The 16,864-nt window shown below is 74.0% G+C and carries 15 protein-coding genes and 1 tRNA gene; 10 read left to right on the top strand and 6 right to left on the bottom strand.

Going from position 1 to position 16,864, the window contains the following annotated elements; translation table 11 throughout:
• Nucleotides 1-193 precede the first annotated feature (193 nt).
• From ACFVYI_RS19120 to ACFVYI_RS19100, 5 genes are all read left to right on the top strand, one after another.
• Nucleotides 194-883, top strand: coding sequence for a TetR family transcriptional regulator (locus ACFVYI_RS19120; protein ID WP_387886882.1), 690 nt, complete (start codon nucleotides 194-196; stop codon nucleotides 881-883).
• Nucleotides 884-1,116: 233 nt separating this feature from the next.
• Nucleotides 1,117-2,517 carry a chloride channel protein gene (locus tag ACFVYI_RS19115; protein ID WP_387886866.1) on the top strand — a complete coding sequence of 467 codons (1,401 nt, stop codon included), beginning with the start codon at nucleotides 1,117-1,119 and terminating at the stop codon, nucleotides 2,515-2,517.
• Nucleotides 2,518-2,713: 196 nt separating this feature from the next.
• Nucleotides 2,714-3,730 (top strand): DUF2278 family protein, encoded by a 1,017-nt coding sequence (locus ACFVYI_RS19110; RefSeq protein ID WP_387886863.1) that lies wholly within the window; start codon nucleotides 2,714-2,716, stop codon nucleotides 3,728-3,730.
• 91 nt (nucleotides 3,731-3,821) lie between these two features.
• The gene (locus ACFVYI_RS19105) at nucleotides 3,822-4,079 is read left to right on the top strand and encodes a hypothetical protein (protein ID WP_387886861.1); all 258 of its coding nucleotides are present in this window, start codon (nucleotides 3,822-3,824) and stop codon (nucleotides 4,077-4,079) included.
• Nucleotides 4,080-4,127: 48 nt separating this feature from the next.
• Entirely contained in the window at nucleotides 4,128-5,369 is a 1,242-nt protein-coding gene (locus ACFVYI_RS19100; RefSeq protein ID WP_387886858.1) for an SWIM zinc finger domain-containing protein, read from the top strand.
• Between the two features lie 4 nt (nucleotides 5,370-5,373).
• Here ACFVYI_RS19100 and ACFVYI_RS19095 read toward each other — a convergent pair whose 3' ends face one another.
• Both ACFVYI_RS19095 and ACFVYI_RS19090 read right to left on the bottom strand, forming a co-directional pair.
• Entirely contained in the window at nucleotides 5,374-5,733 is a 360-nt protein-coding gene (locus ACFVYI_RS19095; RefSeq protein WP_387886856.1) for a zinc ribbon domain-containing protein YjdM, read from the bottom strand.
• A gap of 210 nt (nucleotides 5,734-5,943) precedes the next feature.
• A tRNA-Leu gene (locus ACFVYI_RS19090) sits at nucleotides 5,944-6,031 on the bottom strand.
• Between the two features lie 292 nt (nucleotides 6,032-6,323).
• Between ACFVYI_RS19090 and ACFVYI_RS19085 the strand changes: the two genes are divergently transcribed.
• The 3 genes from ACFVYI_RS19085 to ACFVYI_RS19075 all read left to right on the top strand — a co-directional run bounded on the left by ACFVYI_RS19085 (nucleotide 6,324) and on the right by ACFVYI_RS19075 (nucleotide 9,353).
• Complete coding sequence (locus ACFVYI_RS19085) at nucleotides 6,324-7,670, top strand: M20/M25/M40 family metallo-hydrolase (RefSeq protein ID WP_387886854.1); 1,347 nt, start codon at nucleotides 6,324-6,326, stop codon at nucleotides 7,668-7,670.
• 259 nt (nucleotides 7,671-7,929) lie between these two features.
• Nucleotides 7,930-8,172, top strand: coding sequence for a chaplin (locus ACFVYI_RS19080; protein ID WP_387886853.1), 243 nt, complete (start codon nucleotides 7,930-7,932; stop codon nucleotides 8,170-8,172).
• 356 nt (nucleotides 8,173-8,528) lie between these two features.
• A complete protein-coding gene (locus ACFVYI_RS19075) occupies nucleotides 8,529-9,353 on the top strand; it encodes a chaplin family protein (RefSeq protein ID WP_387886850.1) in 825 nt (274 codons plus the stop codon).
• Between the two features lie 361 nt (nucleotides 9,354-9,714).
• On the opposite strand, the gene ACFVYI_RS19070 is transcribed toward ACFVYI_RS19075, so the two are convergent.
• Nucleotides 9,715-9,924: a DUF5703 family protein gene (locus ACFVYI_RS19070; protein WP_037846781.1), complete on the bottom strand. Its 210-nt coding sequence runs from the start codon at nucleotides 9,922-9,924 to the stop codon at nucleotides 9,715-9,717.
• A gap of 331 nt (nucleotides 9,925-10,255) precedes the next feature.
• On the opposite strand from ACFVYI_RS19070, the gene ACFVYI_RS19065 reads away from it, so the two are divergent.
• A complete protein-coding gene (locus ACFVYI_RS19065) occupies nucleotides 10,256-10,861 on the top strand; it encodes a hypothetical protein (RefSeq protein ID WP_387886848.1) in 606 nt (201 codons plus the stop codon).
• Between the two features lie 136 nt (nucleotides 10,862-10,997).
• Here the strand turns inward: ACFVYI_RS19065 and ACFVYI_RS19060 are convergent, their stop codons facing one another.
• On the bottom strand, nucleotides 10,998-13,136 hold the full coding sequence (locus ACFVYI_RS19060) for a helix-hairpin-helix domain-containing protein (RefSeq protein ID WP_387886847.1): 2,139 nt from the start codon (nucleotides 13,134-13,136) through the stop codon (nucleotides 10,998-11,000).
• A 219-nt stretch (nucleotides 13,137-13,355) separates the two neighbouring features.
• The gene (locus ACFVYI_RS19055; protein ID WP_387886845.1) at nucleotides 13,356-14,336 is read right to left on the bottom strand and encodes an aldo/keto reductase; all 981 of its coding nucleotides are present in this window, start codon (nucleotides 14,334-14,336) and stop codon (nucleotides 13,356-13,358) included.
• Between the two features lie 412 nt (nucleotides 14,337-14,748).
• Here ACFVYI_RS19055 and ACFVYI_RS19050 point away from each other — a divergent pair, with 412 nt between their 5' ends.
• On the top strand, nucleotides 14,749-15,798 hold the full coding sequence (locus tag ACFVYI_RS19050; protein WP_387886842.1) for an LLM class F420-dependent oxidoreductase: 1,050 nt from the start codon (nucleotides 14,749-14,751) through the stop codon (nucleotides 15,796-15,798).
• A 42-nt stretch (nucleotides 15,799-15,840) separates the two neighbouring features.
• Here the strand turns inward: ACFVYI_RS19050 and ACFVYI_RS19045 are convergent, their stop codons facing one another.
• A complete protein-coding gene (locus tag ACFVYI_RS19045) occupies nucleotides 15,841-16,833 on the bottom strand; it encodes a magnesium and cobalt transport protein CorA (protein WP_387886840.1) in 993 nt (330 codons plus the stop codon).
• Nucleotides 16,834-16,864: the final 31 nt, after the last annotated feature.

Raw genomic sequence — 16,864 nt, 5'->3', positions numbered from 1 at the left:
ATCTACGAGGGCACCAACCAGGTCCAGCGCATCGTGATGGCCCGCAACCTGCCGTAGCGGGCACCGGCGGGGCACCCCCGGGCACCCCGCCGCACACGTTGGCTCGGCTGTTCGAAGCCGGTGCTATGTTCCGGGAATGAGCGAGAAGGAAGAGCAGGACCAGCCCATGAACGACGGTCCGCCGAAGCCGGCGATGCGCGAGGCGCTGGTCGCCGCCGCCTTCGAGCTCTTCCTGGAACGCGGCTTCGAACAGACCACCGTCGACGACATCGTCTCGCTCGCCGGAGTCGGCCGGCGCTCCTTCTTCCGCTACTTCCCGGCCAAGGAGGACGTGGTCTTCCCCGACCACGAGCGCAGCCTCGCCGAGATGACGGAGTTCCTGGAGTCCGGCACCGGCGAGGAGGACCCGGTCCGGCACGCCTGCGACGCCGCCCGCCTCGTCCTGCGGATGTACGCCGAGCAGCCGTCCTTCTCCGTCCAGCGCTACCGGCTCACCCGCAAGGTGCCCGGCCTGCGGGCGTACGAGCTGTCGGTGGTCTGGCGCTACGAGCACATGCTCGCGCACTATCTGCGCGGGCGTTTCGCCGAGCGGTCCGACGGGGGGCTGCGCGCCGACGTGATCGCGGCCGCGGTGGTCTCCGCGCACAACCACGCGCTGCGCACCTGGCTGCGCTCCGGCGGAGAGAGCGACTGGATCACCGAGGTGGACGCGGCGATGGCCTTCGTCACCGGCACCTGGAGCGACCGGCCGGCCGAGGGCACGGCGGACGGCGAGGCCGAGGCGGACGACGTCGTGGTGCTGGTCGCCAGCCGCCGGGCACCGCTCTGGCGGATGGTGCAGGGCATCGAGAGCGCGCTGGAGGAGTCCCGGCAGGTCCCGTAGTCACCCCAGCGGCCGCCCGCGTACCCGTCCGCCGGGCCCCGTCCGCGCGCCCGCCGGGCCGCGACGGCCGGTTCCGCGGGCCTTCCGACCTGGTCTGACGACGGCTCACCCGTACGGCGTAACCCGCCCGGGGGCGCGCCGTACCGGGGCGCGGGCTCCGGGGCCCCGGGCGAGACTCGGTCCCAGGACGGGACCGGGCAGCGGCCGGCCCCGGTGAGCGCGAAGGAGCGGGCATGCCCGAACAGACCGGGCAGCAGGGCAGCGGCCCCGACGCCGTGCGCGCGGTGCCGCTGAAGAAGGGCTACCTGGGCCTCCTGCTGATTTCGGCCCTCGTCGGCATCCCGGTCTCGCTGGCCGCGTTCGGCTTCGTCAGCCTCGAACACGAACTCCAGCACTGGGTCTGGGAGAGCCTCCCGGACGCGCTCGGCCTGGACCGCGCGCCCTGGTGGTGGCCGCTGCCCGCGCTGCTGCTCGCCGGGCTGCTGGTCGTCCCGGTGATCACCTGGCTGCCGGGCCGGGGCGGCCACATCCCGGTGGACGGACTCGGCGGCCCGCCCATCCTGCCGAAGGCCGTGCCCGGGGTGGTCCTGGCGGCGCTGGCCTGTCTGCCGCTCGGTGTCGTGCTCGGTCCCGAGGCGCCGCTGATGGGCCTGGGCAGCGGCCTCGCCCTGCTCGCCGTCCGGTCCGTCTGGCTGGCCGCCAAGCCCCAGCTGGGCCCCGTGCTCGGCGCGGCCGGCTCGGCGGCGGCGATCTCCACCATCTTCGGCAGCCCGCTGGTCGCCGCCGTGATGATCATCGAGGCGGCCGGGCTCGGCGGCCCGCAGCTGACGGCGCTGATCCTGCCGTGCCTGCTGGCGAGCGGCATCGGCGCACTGGTGTTCACCGGCTTCGGCCACTGGACCGGACTGTCGATCGGCGCCCTCTCGCTGCCCTCGGTGCCCGCGTCCGGCATTCCCGACGCGGGTGACTTCCTCTGGGGCCTCCCGGTCGCGATCGTGGTCGCGACGGTCTGCGTGACCGGCCGCTCCCTCGGCGGGCAGGTCAAGGGGTACGTCACCGGTCGGCCGGACCGCCCCGCGCCGACCGTGCGGGCGACGGCCGCCCGGACGGTGCTGTGCGCCGTCGCGGTCGGCGTCTGCATCAGCGCGTACGCGCTGCTCACCGGGCGCTCGCCGGAGGAGGCCGCGCTCTCCGGGCAGATCACCCTCGCCAACCTGGCCGCCGACCCGGCGTCCTGGCCGGTCGGCGCGCTGCTGGCGCTGGTGCTCTGCAAGGCGCTCGGCTGGGGCATCGCGCTGGGCAGTCTGCGCGGTGGCCCGATCTTCCCGGCGCTCCTGATCGGCGCGGCCGTCGGGGTGGCCTGCGGTGCGCTGCCTGGCTTCGGCTACACCCCGGGCCTGGCCGCCGGCCTCGCCGCCTCGGGCGCCGCGGTCACCCGGTTGCCGGTCACCAGCATCGTGCTCGCGTCGGTACTGCTCGGCGCCGACTCGGCGAACGCGATGCCGCTGCTGATCGTTGCCTCGGTGACGGCCTTCGTCGTCGCCGAGATGCTCCACGCGCTCGGCCGCCGCCGGGCGGCCGCGCGGCTCGGCGGCCGGGCCCCGGCCGAGGCCGGGCCGGCGACGGGAGGGTGAGCCGGCCGTCCCTCGCCGGCCGTCTCCTTGTGGCCGCCGGCGTTCGGACAGCCGGTCCGGGCCGACGACATCCCCGGTGAACGAAGCCTCGGGCGGACAACAGGTGAACATCCGTCGATTCGCCGGTGCCGGCGGCCGCGGGTGCGGGACAACGGAGTGCGTTCCGACCACCCACCGGCCCAAGGACACCTCACCCATGCCCCTCAAGAACTACGGCGTGCTCGCCGCCACCGCCGTCGACCGCCGCCGCGAGGACAGCACCGACACCCCGCACTACCAGATCCACCTCCGCGACGCGGCCGGCACCGACTACCGGGCGGCGGTCAACGTCGAATCCCAGCAGGCCCCTTCGGAACTGCTCCAGGTCGTCGTCGACGACTTCCGGCACCCGCTCACCGGGCTGCTCCCGGCCGCCGGCAGCGGCTGGACCGACCTGCCCTCGAAGCCCGGCACCGCCGCGCTGGACTTCATCCGCGGCAACCTCTTCGACCCGGCCGCGCTGCGGATCCTTCCGCCCGGCCTCCCGGGCGCCGACAACGACCTCGCCGACCTGCTGGACCACTACGTGGGGCGCGCGATCGACGACCCGGCCGCCGCCGTCTACGTGATCGGCCAGCGTTTCGGTCCGGAACCGGGCGTCCCCGACAAGGTGTTCGGCTTCCGGCCCGGCAACGGCGTCCACGACGTCCACATGAACCAGGGCAACGGCGGCCGGTTCCGCTCCGACAACGGCGTCTACCAGGACGGCGGCCTGCTGATCCACCTGCCGGCCGAGAACCGCTGGGTCGCGGTCTTCCTCGCCTTCCAGTCCCAGGCCTGGCACACCGACGACACCACCGGCCACCCCCTGCCCGGCACACCGCCCCGTCCGACCGACCCGACCGGCCACGACGCCCCGCTGCGGATCGTCGCCGCCCTGGTCAACCCGGTCGGCCCGGGGCCCGAGGACGAGACCGTCACCGTCCTCAACACCTCCGCCGCGGCAGTCGACCTGACCGGATGGCACCTCGTCGACCAGTCCGAGCAGCGCCTCGCCCTGCCCGCCGGACCGCTGGCCGCCGGCGCCACCCGCACCGTCCACACCGCCGGCGGTCTCACGCTCGGCAACCACGGTGGAGCGATCACTCTCCTCGACCCGAGCGGGCTCAAGGTCCACGGTGTCGCCTACACCGCCCGCCAGGCCGCCGCCGAAGGCCGGACGATCACCTTCTGACGCCGTCCCGGCCTGCCCCGGCTCCCCGCCCGCGGTCGCCCATCCGGGTGAGTCCCGGATTCACCGGCCGCGGCCGGGGCAATCTCGCTGCGTGACCACTTCTGCTCCCCGCCGTCGGCGCCGCCGCCCGGCCGCCCCGCACCGGACGCCGGCCCCGACGCACACCTCCGCCCCGTCCACCGTGCCCGGTTCGACCGCGCCGGCGTCCCCGCGCTGTCCCGCCCCCGGCACCGCCACCGCGACACCGCGTTGCTGCGCCGTCTCCACGACCGAGCACCGTTCGCTCGGCGGCACCATCATCCGCACCCACCGCCACCACCCGGCCTGCCCCGTCTGGACGGCCCGTTGACGGGCCGAAGCCCGTCGGTCGGCCGCTGCGGTTTGCTTGAATGACGGTGTGACGAGCAGCGCCGGATTCACCGAGGACGACCTGAGCGGGCTGGCCGGGCCGCGCTCCTTCGAACGAGGTCTGGGCTACCGGGACGCGGTCGCCGAACTCGACGTCGGGGCCCAGCGGTTCACCGCCGTCGTGAGCGGCACCGAGGCCTACGAGGTCGTGCTGGAGCTGGACGAGGAGTACGGGCTGTCGGGCGAGTGCGACTGTCCCTACGGGCTCGACGGCAACTTCTGCAAGCACTGCGTCGCGGTGGGTCTGGTGGTGCTGGAGAAGTGGGACGAGCTGCCCCGGCTCAAGGCCGAGGGGAAGGCCCGGGCCGGCGCCCTGGCGTCCTGGCTCGGTTCGCGCTCGCGGGACGACCTGCTGCTCCTGGTGCGCGAACTGATGGACGGCGACCGGAGCCTGCGCCGCCGCCTGGAGCTCCGGGCCGCGACCGCCCAGGCCGATCCCGCCCAACTACGGGCCCGGATCGCCGACCTGCTCGCGGTCGGCCGCTTCAGCCGGCACGGGTACGTCGAGTACGCGGACGCCCAGGCCTACGCGCTCCAGGCCGGCGAGGCGGTGGCGGCCGTCCGCGCCCTGACGGCGGAGGGGCAGGCCGAGCAGGCGGTCGCCCTGGCCAGGGAGGCGATCAGGCTGCTCGGCCGGTCCTACGACCGGATCGACGACTCCGCCGGGTGTGTCGGCGGTGTCGCCGCCGATCTCGACGAGGCCCACCTGGAGGCGTGCCGGGCGGCACCGCCGGACCGCACCGAGCTGGCCGAGTGGCTGGTCGACCGGCTGCTGGGCGACCACGACCACCTGCTGGAGGCCGAGCTCGGCGACTACCGCGACCTCCTCGGCCGACCGGGCCTGCGACGGGTCCGGGAGAGGGCGGAGGAGGCGAGCCGGAGCAATCCGTCCGGCTGGGCCGAGAAGCACCTGATGCGGCAGCTCGCCAAGGCCGAGCGCGGCCTCGAACCGTCCCTGCCGGCGCAGCTCGGCCGCGCCGGCGCCGGCGCCGGCGCCGGCGCCGGCCGGCCCGCCGAGGCGCTGGAGGGGTACCGCCGGGCGATCGAGCGGCTCAAGCCGCTGACCGGCGACGGCCCCTACCGGGAGATGGCCCGGCTGCTGCTCGAAGCCCGGGCCTGCCACCGGGCCCTGGGGACGGAGGCGGCCTTCGCGGACGACCTCGCGGCCCTGAAGGCCGAGCAGCGGCGCAGGCGCAAGCTCCTGAGGATCCTCGACCAGCACGGCCTGTGACGGCTCAGGCCTTCTTGACCACGCTCGACTTGAGCTGCATCGGGCCGAACCCGTCGATCTTGCAGTCGATGTCGTGCCCGTCGACGCCGTCGACCAGGCGGATGTTGCGCACCTTGGTGCCCGCCTTGATCCCCGAGGGGCTGCCCTTGACCTTGAGCGCCTTGACGACCGTCACCGTGTCGCCGTCGCTCAGCACGTTCCCGACGGCGTCCTTGATCACCCGCTCCCCGGCGGCAACCCCGTCGGGGCCGGCGCTCTCGGCAGACGTCCATTCGTTCCCGCACTCCGGGCAGACCATCAGCGCGTCCATCGCGTAGGTGTACTCGCTGGAGCAGCGGGGGCACGGGGGCAGGTTCTCGTTCACCGCCCCAGGGTATCCGAGCACCCGAAACACCCCGCCACCTGCGCAGATCCGTCCGGCCGGCCCCGCGCGCCACGCCCGGATCCGCCGCTGCCGTCACTGGCTTCGGGTGACCGTCGGCCTGTACTGCCGCAGGGTCTCGCGCAACGCAAAATGCGGGCCAGGATTGCTCCTGACCCGCATTGCTCTCGCCGACCACGTCGACGACCCTGCTGGTGTCCGAGGGGGGACTTGAACCCCCACGCCCGATAAAGGGCACTAGCACCTCAAGCTAGCGCGTCTGCCATTCCGCCACCCGGACCGGGTGTTGTCTCTTCGGCCTCGTCGGCCGCGCTGACAGATGTAACTGTAGCAAAGATCGGCTTGCGCTCCCAAAACGGCTGTGGACCGGTGGGCGGGGGCGGTGACCAGGGCAAGGGGGGCTCTGTGGCGGGGGTGTGACCAGGGGGTTTCGCGCCGTTTCCCGGGCCCCCGCGGGGTGGATACGGGTGGGGGGCTGGGGGAGGATGGGCGGACGTGCTCGTACGGCCCGGGTGCAGGTCCCGGGGGTGGCGCGCTGGTGCGTCGGTGCGGGGCTGAGACGAGGAGTGACCGTGAGCGAGCGGAGCGAGTCGGCGGCGGGGCGGGCGGCGGCGCCGAAGGTGACGGCTGAGTCGGAGGTCGCCGAGATCTGTCGCGACCTGATCCGGATCGACACGAGCAACTACGGCGACGGCTCGGGCCCGGGCGAGCGCAAGGCCGCCGAGTACGTGGCGGAGCAGCTCGCGGAGTTCGGCATCGAGCCGCAGATCTTCGAGTCCGCCAAGGGGCGGGCCTCGACGGTGGTCCGGATCGAGGGCGAGGACCGTTCGCGCCCGGGCCTGCTGATCCACGGGCACACCGACGTCGTGCCGGCCAACGCGGCGGACTGGACGCACGACCCGTTCTCCGGCGAGATCGCGGACGGCTGCGTCTGGGGGCGCGGCGCGGTCGACATGAAGGACATGGACGCGATGACGCTGGCCGTCGTGCGCGACCGGCTGCGGACCGGGCGCAAGCCCCCGCGCGACCTGGTGCTGGCCTTCGTGGCGGACGAGGAGGCGGGCGGCACGTACGGCGCCCGGTACCTGGTGGACAAGCACCCGGACCTCTTCGAAGGGGTGACCGAGGGCATCGGCGAGGTCGGTGGCTTCTCCTTCACCGTCAACGACCAGGTGCGGCTCTACCTGGTGGAGACGGCCGAGAAGGGCATGCACTGGATGCGGCTCACGGTCGAGGGCCGGGCCGGGCACGGGTCGATGGAGAACGACGACAACGCCATCACCGAGCTGTGCGAGGCGGTGGCCCGGCTCGGGCGGCACACGTTCCCGCTGCGGATCACCAAGACCGTCCGCGCCTTCCTGGACGAGCTGTCGGACGCGCTCGGCGTGCGGCTCGACCCGGAGAACATGGACGAGACGCTGCGGGTGCTGGGCGGCATCGCCAAGATGATCGGCACCACGCTGCGCAACACCGCCCAGCCGACGATGCTCGGCGCCGGTTACAAGGTGAACGTGATCCCCGGGCAGGCGACCGCCCACGTGGACGGGCGCTTCCTGCCCGGCTACGAGGAGGAGTTCCTGGCCGAGCTGGACAGCGTGCTGGGCCCGCGCGTGAAGCGCGAGAGCCTGCACTCGGACAAGGCGATCGAGACCAGCTTCGACGGCGCGCTGGTCGAGGCGATGCAGAGCGCGCTGCAGGCCGAGGACCCGATCGCGCGTGCCGTGCCGTACTGCCTCTCCGGCGGGACGGACGCCAAGTCGTTCCAGGACCTCGGCATCCGCTGCTTCGGCTTCGCGCCGCTGAAGCTGCCGCCGGAGCTGGACTTCGCCGGGATGTTCCACGGTGTGGACGAGCGGGTGCCGGTGGACGGGCTCAAGTTCGGCGTGCGAGTGCTGGACCGCTTCATCGACGCCTGCTGAACGACCGTCCCGCACGCGGGACCGCGGCCCGCTCCCGGGGTACCGGGGGCGGGCCGTCCGCATTGTCCGAGCTAATGATTTGGGACAGTGAAATGGAGATCGAGAGAAACGATTCTGCAGGAATCCATTGATCGACTGCCTGTGCGAGTCATCACCGTTGCGGGTGAATGGAGAAAAGTCTCCGTACCCCGTTTGCCACACCGTCGTTCACTCCTATGCAGCCCGCCGAACGGGTTGCGTTGCTCATACAGGAGGAATGATGAAGGTCAAGAAGATCGCCGCTGTCGCCGCTGCCACCAGTGGGCTGGTGCTGGCCGCCGCCGGTGTCGCGTCCGCCCACGGCGGCGCCGCCGCCAACGGTGTGGCCGCCGGCTCCCCGGGCGTGGTCGCGGGCAACCAGGTGCAGATTCCCGTGCACATCCCGGTGAACCTCTGCGGCAACACCGTCAGCGTGATCGGCGTGCTGAACCCGGCGTTCGGCAACAACTGCGCCAACTTCTGAGCCGCGCCGCTCGCTGAGCACGCGATGACCGTGTGATCGGTCGACGGGTCGACCGGCCGGTGCTCCACCGGCCGACAGGTCGACGGGCTGATCATCGGATCGACTCACTTGGCCCCCGGTGTGGCGGACGCGCCACACCGGGGGCGCTTGCGTGTCCGGAGCCGGCCGGGGTCGCGCGAGCGGCCCGTTGGCAACCACCCGGTGACGTGTCGCTCGATCGGGTGAAGCGAGTTCGTTCGGCTCAACCTCGCCGCTTGCGCCTCGTTGTCCCCTGTGCACTCGAAGACCTTGCTCGTTATTCGGAAATTCCGACTTTCAGAAGGTCATAACGTCGTCTCGATACGTCAGGGGAAATCATGAGGAATGTAGCCAAGAAGGGGCTCCTCACGGCCGTGGCCACCGGCAGTGTCCTGGCCTCGACCGCCGGCTACGCCTACGCGGGCGCCGAGGCGCAGGGAGGTGCCGCCGGTTCGCCGGGCGTGGCCTCCGGGAACTCGGTGCAGGTACCGGTCGAGGTGCCGATCAACGCCTGCGGCAACACCGTCGACGTGATCGGCGTGCTGAACCCGGCGTACGGCAACCACTGCGCCAACGTCAGCGGGCACCCCGGCGGCGGCAGCGGCCAGAGCGCCTCGGGCGCCGCCGCCTCCGGCGCGGCGGCCGGCTCGCCCGGCGTGGCCTCCGGCAACAACGTCCAGGCGCCCGTGCACATCCCGGTCAACGCCTGTGGCAACTCGGTCGACGTGGTCGGCGTCGGCAACCCGGCCTTCGGGAACGCCTGCGGGAACGAGGGCCCGGCCGTGTCGCCCCCGCCCGCCCAGCCGGACGAGGACTGCCCCGAGGAGCACGGCTCGCACAACCCGCCGCCGCCCGGCACCGGCCAGCCGTCCACGCCGCCGTGGCAGCACCCGGGTGGCGGTGAGACCACGCCCGGCAACCCGCGGACGGGCGGCCCCTCCGCCACCACCCCGGCGGGGACCCCCCGGACGAGCGCCCCCGCGGCGACCACCACGGCGGGCGCCGTGCCGGCATCGGCGCGCACGGCCGCCCCCGAGGCGGCCGGGGGCAGCCAGCTGGCCTCGACCGGCGCGGGTGGCACCGAGCTGCTCGGCGCGGCCGGCCTCGCGCTGCTGCTGGGCGGGGGCGTGCTCTACCGCCGCTCCCGTGCCGGCGCACGCTGAGCGGAGGCCGCGCCCGGCGAGGCATCCCCGCGTCGGGTGAGGCGTTCGCCGAAGGGGGTCGCCGCCTGAGGCGGCACCCGTGCCCCCGCCGGATCCCGGGCGGGGGCGACCGCCCGCCTCGGTAGGCACCGTGCGGGCCCGGCGGTGTACGCCGTGTGCCCGCGGCCGTCGGTCGGAGAACGGACGGTCGCGGGCACCGGAGACGGTGCTGCGCCGGCGGGTGCTCACGAGGACGACCCACGGACCTGCGCAGCGTGCACGGCCGCGCGGGGGCTCGGCACACGCGTGGCCGCGCACCGATCCGACGGGCGAGGATCCGGGGGCGCGGGGGCGGTCCGAACCGATCAGCGCGCGGGGCCCGTCACCAGCTCCGGACCTGCCGGATGATCCGCCGCCGCAGCAGCACCGTTCGGCTTCCGTCGGGGAACAGTCGCAGTCTGTCCAACTCCCAATGCCCGTATTCGGCATGGTCGGTGAGCAGTTGGCGCGCCGCGTTGCGGGAGGTGCCGCGCGGCATGCGCAAGGACTGGTACTCGTACTCCGGCTGCCGGACCGGCTTCGGTGGGGTCAAAACGCTCCTCCTGAGGGACACCTGCGGGCAAGCCTACGGCCTGCCTCCGACAACGGGCCCGGGTATTTTCGGCCGCCCTCCCGGCGGGTCCGCCACCCGCGCCCCTGACAGTGCATCAGTTCAGCTTCCACTGTGGACGGGATACCCCGATCGCGGCTCGCGGAAGCGGTGGGCGGACGGCCCGGCGGTACCGGATGCGTGCGCCCTGCGCGGGCGTGCGCGGGTACAGAACCACGCGGATCGGACATCAGGGGGGAAGTTGCGGTGAAATCGCGGGCGTAGGTGACAACCGCTGTGCGTACCGACACCGCGGGGAGATAGCGTCTGCACCATGTCTGATGCCGCGCAGCCCACCATTGCCGAGGTACGCGCCGCCGCCGAGGCGGTCAAGGCCGCCATCGACCGTCATCTGGAAGCGGTGTCAAGCCCCAGCGCAGCGGACGATCCCGCTGTGTTCGCCGCCTACGAGCAGCTCGCGACGGCGGCCATCGCCTACGACCAACTCCTCTACGAGGTCTACGACGAGGTCACCCCGTTCGAGGTCCCCGGGGACGAGGGGCCGGGCGGGTACCACGGCCCCGAGCAGCCCGAGGCGATCAGCGTGCTGATCCGCCGCGACTACCACGTCGTCGACCCGAAGCGGCTGCGCGCCCAGGCCGAGCGGCTGGACGACACGCTGACCCCCGGCGGGGGCGGGGCGGGCGAGGTGAACGCGGCCATCGGTGTGCTGTTCGGCGAGTACGAGCCGGACGAGATCGCCGCACGGAGCGAGGAGTTCGGTCTGGAGGAGGGTGACTCCACGCTCTGGGTCGCCGCCGCCGAGCCGACCGAGCCGGGGGAGTGGCTGCCGGAACCGTTCGAGCACGCGGACCCGCAGCTGCTGATCTGCCGGTTCGACGTCAGCGAGGTCTACGACGACGAGGACCCGGACGACTGACCCCGACGACTGACCCGGCCCCGTTCCGTCCCGTCCTGCCGCCCGGTCCCTGCCACCGGGCCGGCCGGGCGGCGGGCCGGGGTGGTCCGGTCGGCGAGGTGCCTCGCGGACCGGACCACCCGGGTGCCGGCAGGCGCTAGTAGGCCTGGGCGGCGTTCTCGGCGAGGATCGCCCGCAGCCGGGTGGTGCGGGGCGGGGCGGGGCGCTCGGCGACGGCCTGGGGGAGGGCCGGGCCGGCCGCGTGGACCACGGAGAGGTGGCGCTCGCCGCGGCCGAACGCGGTGTAGACCCACTGGCGGGTGAGGGCGGCGCCCGCGTCCTCGGGGAGGACGACGACCGCGCCCGGCCAGCGGCGGCCGACCGCCTGGTGGACGGTCAGTGCCCAGCCGTGCCGCAGCCGGCCGGCCTCGGCCGGCGGGACGCTGCGGCGCGAGCCGTCCGGGTACTCCAGGTGCAGGCCGTTGGCGTCGCCGTCGAGCACCCGGGCGGGGCGGACGACACCGGGGGCGGGGGAGTCCACCACCCGGTCGCCCGGATCGAAGCCGCCGAAGCGGCCCGGGCCCGGGTTGAGGCGCGCCTTGGCGGCGGCGTTCAGCACCCGGGTGCCCGCGGCGCCGCCGTGGCCGGGGGTCAGCAGCACCACCTGCTCGGCGGGGATGCCGAGCGCGCGCGGGATGGAGTCGGTGAGCAGCTGGATCGCGCGGTGGACGGCCTCGCCGCCGTCCTTGGCGGTCAGGATGACCACCTCCTTGTCCGGCGCCTCCACGGGCTGGAGCTCGCCGATCCCGATGCCGGAGACCAGTTCGCCGATCGGACCGAAGTCCGGGGTGCGGGAGGCCACGGAGGGGCAGACCCTGGCGGCCAGCAGGTCGGCGAAGAACCGGCCCGGGCCGGCCGACCAGAGCTGACCCGGGTCGCCGCTCAGGACCAGCCGGGTGCCGTCGGCGAGCGACTCCAGCAGGGTGGCGGCCAGCTCGACGTCCAGCAGCGGGGCGTCGAGCACGACCAGGACGTCGAGGGCGAGCGTGCCGTCGGAGGAGCGGCCGGGGCCGGCCGTACCGGACAGCAGCTCGGCGAGGGTGGCGACGGACACCGGGCCGTCGGCGAGCGCGGCGACGGTGTCCCGGCCCTGCTCGGTCCAGGTGGCCGCCCAGGCGCGCAGGCCGAGGCCGGCGGCGGCGCGCACCAGGGCGACCGGCTCGGCGCGGGCCGCCTCGCCACCCGTGTGGGTGACCAGGGCGCTCTCCGCCACGGCCCGGACGAGGGCGGTCGCCGAGGAGGACGGCGCCGCGACGGCCGCCGCCTCCCAGGCGGTCGGGCCGGGGGCGGCGTGGGTAACCGCGGCATCGAGGCCGTCCTCGGCCGCGTCCGCCGCGGCGTCCTCGGCCGACGCGCCCTCCGCGCCCTCCGCGGCGGGCTCGGCGTCGTCGTCGTCGCCGCTGTTGTCGTCGCCGTCCTCCTCGGCCTCGTCCACCCCGGGGACGAAGGTGGACATCAGGCGGACCAGCCCGTCGGCCAGGCTCTCCTCCGCCAGCGCCAGCCGCTCCAGCGCGAGCACGGTGCGGGTCGGCGGCTCGTCGTCCTCGTCGCCGCCCGCGCTGTGCGCCTCGGGGCCGGTCAGCTCCTCCTGGAAGGGCATCGCCCGGCCGTCGACCACGGCGGACTGCAGTGCGGCGGCCGGGTCCGGCAGGCCGAGGCGGTCGAGCCCGGCCGTCACCTCGCCGATCTCCACGGCGGAGTGGCCGCGCAGGGCGGACTGCTCCAGCAGCCACGGCACCAGTGCCTGGGCCCGGCGCGGGTCGCCCGGCCCGGCGGCGGGGCCGAGCAGCCCGCGGGCGAACCCGTCGGCGTGCTCGGGGCGGACGCCGGGCAGGGTCAGCACGGACCACGGGTCGGCGCGCAGCTCCTCGGCGGCGGCGTCGCCGAACGCGGCCACGGCGGCGGGCGCGAGGTCGGTGGGTGCGCCGCCCGCGGCGAGCACCTCGGCGGTGGCCCGCAGGGCCTGCGCGCGCTGTTCGTCCGTCTCGGCCCGGAGCTGGGCGGGGCGGGCGGCGGCAGGCGCCTCGGCCGTGGCGGGACCGCCCGCCGCACCGGCCTCCCCGGCCGGGGCCTGCGCCGTGCCCCCGGGGGCCGGAGGGCCGGCCGGTCGGCTCGACTGCTGCCCGACCACCCGGATCGCCTCCGCCAGCGCCGCGACGGCGGCCGCCTTGTCGGGGACGTCCGTGCCGGGGGCCGCCGAGGTCTCCTCCGGAGCGCCGTTCTCCGTGTCACTCATCGTTCGCTCCAAAAGGTCACTCCACTGCTGGGGCGCCGCCCTCGCCGTGCCCGGGGGGACGGCCGGTTCGCGGCCGCCACCGCGGTACGCGCGGTCGGCGTGGTCGGGGCCGGATCGGGCCCGGGCCGGGTCGGTCACGTCCTCGTCGGCCATCGGTCGTCAGCAGCCATCGGTCATCGGTCATCGAGATCCGGCCGCACCGGGCGGCGGCGCGAACCCCTAGAGCTCGCTCCACCCCTGGTCCGGATAGCGGTGGACCGGCGACGAGATGTCGTCGAGCGCACCGCGGATCTCACCCGGAAGCGTAAGCGCCTCCACTGACAGCGCCGACTGCAGCTGTGCCACCGTCCGTGCCCCGACCAGTGCGCTCGCCACGCCCGGCCGGTCCCGCACCCAGGCGAGCGCCACCGCGAGCGGGCTGCTGGCCAGCCCGTCGGCGGCGGTGGCGACGGCGTCCACGATCCGGCGCGAGCGCTCCCCGAGGTACGGCTGGACGAAGCCGGAGAGGTAGGGCGAGGCGCCGCGCGAGTCCTGCGGGACGCCGTGCCGGTACTTGCCGGTGAGCACGCCGCGGCCGAGCGGCGAGGAGGCGAGCAGCCCGACGCCCGCCTCCTCGGCGGCGGGCAGCGCCTCCCGTTCGATGCCGCGCTGGAGCAGCGAGTACTCCAGTTGGGCGCCGGCCAGCGGGACCCGGCCGTGGTGGGCGCGCTGCCAGGTGGCGGCCCGCGCGAGCTGCCAGCCGCTGTAGTCGCAGACGCCGACGTACCGGGCGCGTCCGGAGGCGACGGCGATGTCCAGGGCGCTGAGCGTCTCCTCGACCGGGGTCGCCGGGTCGAAGGCGTGCACCTGCCAGAGGTCGACGTAGTCCGTGCCGAGCCGACGCAGCGAGGCGTCGAGGGCGGCGAGCAGGTGGCCGCGCGAGCCGTCGAAGCGGCGGGCGGAGTCGGGGACGCTGCCCGCCTTGGTGGCGATGACCAGTTCGGAGCGGGGGATCAGGTTGTCGGTCAGCCGGGAGAGCAGGTACTCGGCGCCGCCGTCGCCGTAGACGTCGGCGGTGTCGACGAGGTTGCCGCCCGCGTCGACGAACTCCTTGAGCTGCGCGGCGGCCTCGTGCTCGTCGGTGTCGCGGCCCCAGGTCATGGTGCCGAGACCGAGCCGGGAGACCTGTAGCCCGGTACGGCCGAGGTGACGCTTTTCCATCGGACGGGCCCTCCACTGGCCGACAACACCGCTGATACCGCTGATACCGCTCGTCCCACCGAAACCGCCGGGACCGCTCGTCCTGCTGAAACCGCTGAAACCGCTCGTACCGCCGGCACCGCCTGCGCCACGCGGACCGCGCGGCCGCACCACCCGCGGCCCGCGCCGCCCGCACCGGTGGTGCGGCGGAAACCGGCGGTGTCGGCGGGCCCGGCAAACGCGCAGGTGGGGAGAGGCGTCCCCACGTCGGCTGAGCGTAGCGGCCGGTGCCCGGGCAGGTGTGCAGACCCGCAGAACGATCACCACCCGACCGGCCGATCCGGATGTGGCCCAGCCCACAGCTACCGGCCAGTAGCATTGCCGCCGGACGTGCGGTTACCCTCACGGACAACCCGACTGGAAGGCATGGCAGATGCGACTCGGTATCAACCTCGGCTACTGGGGACTCGGCATGGACGCCGACAACACCGCCGTCGCCCAGGAGGCGGACCGGCTCGGCTACTCGGTCTGCTGGGCCGCCGAGGCCTACGGCTCGGACGCGGCCACCGTGCTGTCGTACGTCGCCGCCAAGACCGAGCGGATCGACGTCGGCTCGGCCATCTTCCAGATCCCGGCCCGCACGCCGACGATGACCGCGATGACGGCGGCCACCCTGGACACCCTCTCGGGCGGGCGCTTCCGGCTCGGCCTGGGCGTCTCCGGTCCCCAGGTCTCCGAGGGCTGGTACGGCGTGAAGTTCGACAAGCCGCTGGCCCGCACCCGCGAGTACGTGGAGATCATCCGCAAGGCGATGTCCCGCGAGCGGCTGGTCCACGAGGGGGCGAACTGGACGCTGCCGCTGCCCGGTGGGCCCGGCAAGCCGATCAAGCTCACCGTGCACCCCGTGCGCGAGCACATCCCGCTGTACATCGCCGCGATCGGGCCGAAGAACCTGGAGCAGACCGGCGAGATCGCCGACGGCTGGCTCGGCATCTTCTTCTCGCCCGAGCACGCCGCGCTCTCCCTCGACCCGCTGCGGGCCGGCCGGGCCAAGGTCGGGCAGACCCTGGACGAGGGCTTCGACCTCTGCCCGACCGTCACCATCGCGGTCGGTGACGACATCAAGGCCGGGGTCGACTCCCAGCGCTCCTACGCCGCGCTCTACATCGGCGGCATGGGCAGCAAGGAGAAGAACTTCTACAACCAGCTCGCCCGGCGGATGGGCTACGAGCAGGCGGCGGACGAGATCCAGGAGAAGTACCTGGCCCGGGACTACGAGGGCGCCGCGGCCGCCGTGCCGCACGACCTGATCGACGCCACCTCGCTGGTCGGCGACACCGCCCGGATCGCGGACCGGATGCAGGCCTACGCCGACGCGGGCGTCACCACGCTCACCCTGGCGCCGGCCGGCTTCACCCTGGAGGAGCGGGTCCGGGCGCTGCGCACCGGCGTCGAGGCGATGGAGCGTGCCGGGCTGGCGTGATCCGGGCGCTCGCGGGCGCGGGCCCCCGGCCCGCGCCCCGCCCTACAGCCAGTCGTGCCGCTTGAACACCCGGTGCAGCACCGCGCAGACCGTCACCATCAGTGCCACCGCCGCCGGGTAGCCCCAGGGCTGGTGCAGCTCGGGCATGTGCTCGAAGTTCATCCCGTACACGCCCGCGATCATGGTCGGTACGGCGGCCAGCGCCGCCCACGCCGAGATCTTCCGCATGTCGTTGTTCTGCTGCACGCTGACCTGCGCGAGGTTGGCGCTCAGGATGTCGGAGAGCAGCCGGTCCATGCCCTCGACCTGGTCGTTGGCCTTGGCGAGGTGGTCGGCGACGTCCCGCAGGTACGGCAGCGCCTCGGGGCGGACGAACGGCACGCCGCCGCGCTCCAGCCGCAGCATCGGGTCCAGCAGTGGCCCGGTGGCCCGGCGGACCGTCACCAGCTGGCGCTTGTAGCCGTAGATCCGGCCGGCGGTGTCGCGGCCGACCCGGGTGGGGGCGAACACGTCGGCCTCCAACTCGTCGAGGTCGGCCTGGAGCCCGACCGCCACGTCGACGTACCCGTCCACCACCGTGTCGCAGACCGAGTGCAGGACGGCGCTCGGCCCGTACTTCAGCAGCTCGGGCTGTCGCTCCAGCTCCTCCCGGAGTTCGCCGAGCGGGCTGTCGGTGCCGTGCCGGACCGTCATCACGAAGTCCTCGCCGGCGAAGACCATCACCTCGCCGCTGGTCACCGCGTGCCCACCGGGGTGGTAGCCGAGCGTCTTGAGCGCGACGAACAGCGAGCCCTGGTAGGCCTCCACCTTCGGGCGCTGATGGGCGCTGACGGCGTCCTCGACGGCCAGCGGGTGCAACGAGAACTCCTCGCTGACCTGGTCGAGTTCCTCGACGGTCGGCTCGAAGAGGCCTATCCACACGAAGCTGCCCTTGCCGGCCGCCCGCGCGGCGGCGAGGGCGCCGGTGTGGTCCTCGGGGCCCTCGATCCGGCGGCCGTCGCGGTAGATGGCGCAATGGACGATCATGCGGGCCATTCTGGCCCCTCGACGGCCGCGACGACCGCAC

It is taken from the genome of Kitasatospora sp. NPDC058218, assembly GCF_042882445.1.
Classification (GTDB): domain Bacteria; phylum Actinomycetota; class Actinomycetes; order Streptomycetales; family Streptomycetaceae; genus Kitasatospora.
Note: the sequence above shows the minus strand (reverse complement) of the source record. Positions and strands in the feature narration are given on the sequence as shown.

Excerpts from the sequence above, each read along its gene's own strand:
- ACFVYI_RS19120 (WP_387886882.1), top strand. The coding sequence starts at position 194 with ATGCGCGAGGCGCTGGTCGCCGCCGCCTTCGAGCTCTTCCTGGAACGC.
- ACFVYI_RS19115 (WP_387886866.1), top strand. The coding sequence starts at position 1,117 with ATGCCCGAACAGACCGGGCAGCAGGGCAGCGGCCCCGACGCCGTGCGC.
- ACFVYI_RS19110 (WP_387886863.1), top strand. The coding sequence starts at position 2,714 with ATGCCCCTCAAGAACTACGGCGTGCTCGCCGCCACCGCCGTCGACCGC.
- ACFVYI_RS19080 (WP_387886853.1), top strand. The coding sequence starts at position 7,930 with ATGAAGGTCAAGAAGATCGCCGCTGTCGCCGCTGCCACCAGTGGGCTG.
- ACFVYI_RS19075 (WP_387886850.1), top strand. The coding sequence starts at position 8,529 with ATGAGGAATGTAGCCAAGAAGGGGCTCCTCACGGCCGTGGCCACCGGC.
- ACFVYI_RS19065 (WP_387886848.1), top strand. The coding sequence starts at position 10,256 with ATGTCTGATGCCGCGCAGCCCACCATTGCCGAGGTACGCGCCGCCGCC.
- ACFVYI_RS19060 (WP_387886847.1), bottom strand. The coding sequence starts at position 13,136 with ATGAGTGACACGGAGAACGGCGCTCCGGAGGAGACCTCGGCGGCCCCC.
- ACFVYI_RS19055 (WP_387886845.1), bottom strand. The coding sequence starts at position 14,336 with ATGGAAAAGCGTCACCTCGGCCGTACCGGGCTACAGGTCTCCCGGCTC.
- ACFVYI_RS19050 (WP_387886842.1), top strand. The coding sequence starts at position 14,749 with ATGCGACTCGGTATCAACCTCGGCTACTGGGGACTCGGCATGGACGCC.
- ACFVYI_RS19045 (WP_387886840.1), bottom strand. The coding sequence starts at position 16,833 with ATGGCCCGCATGATCGTCCATTGCGCCATCTACCGCGACGGCCGCCGG.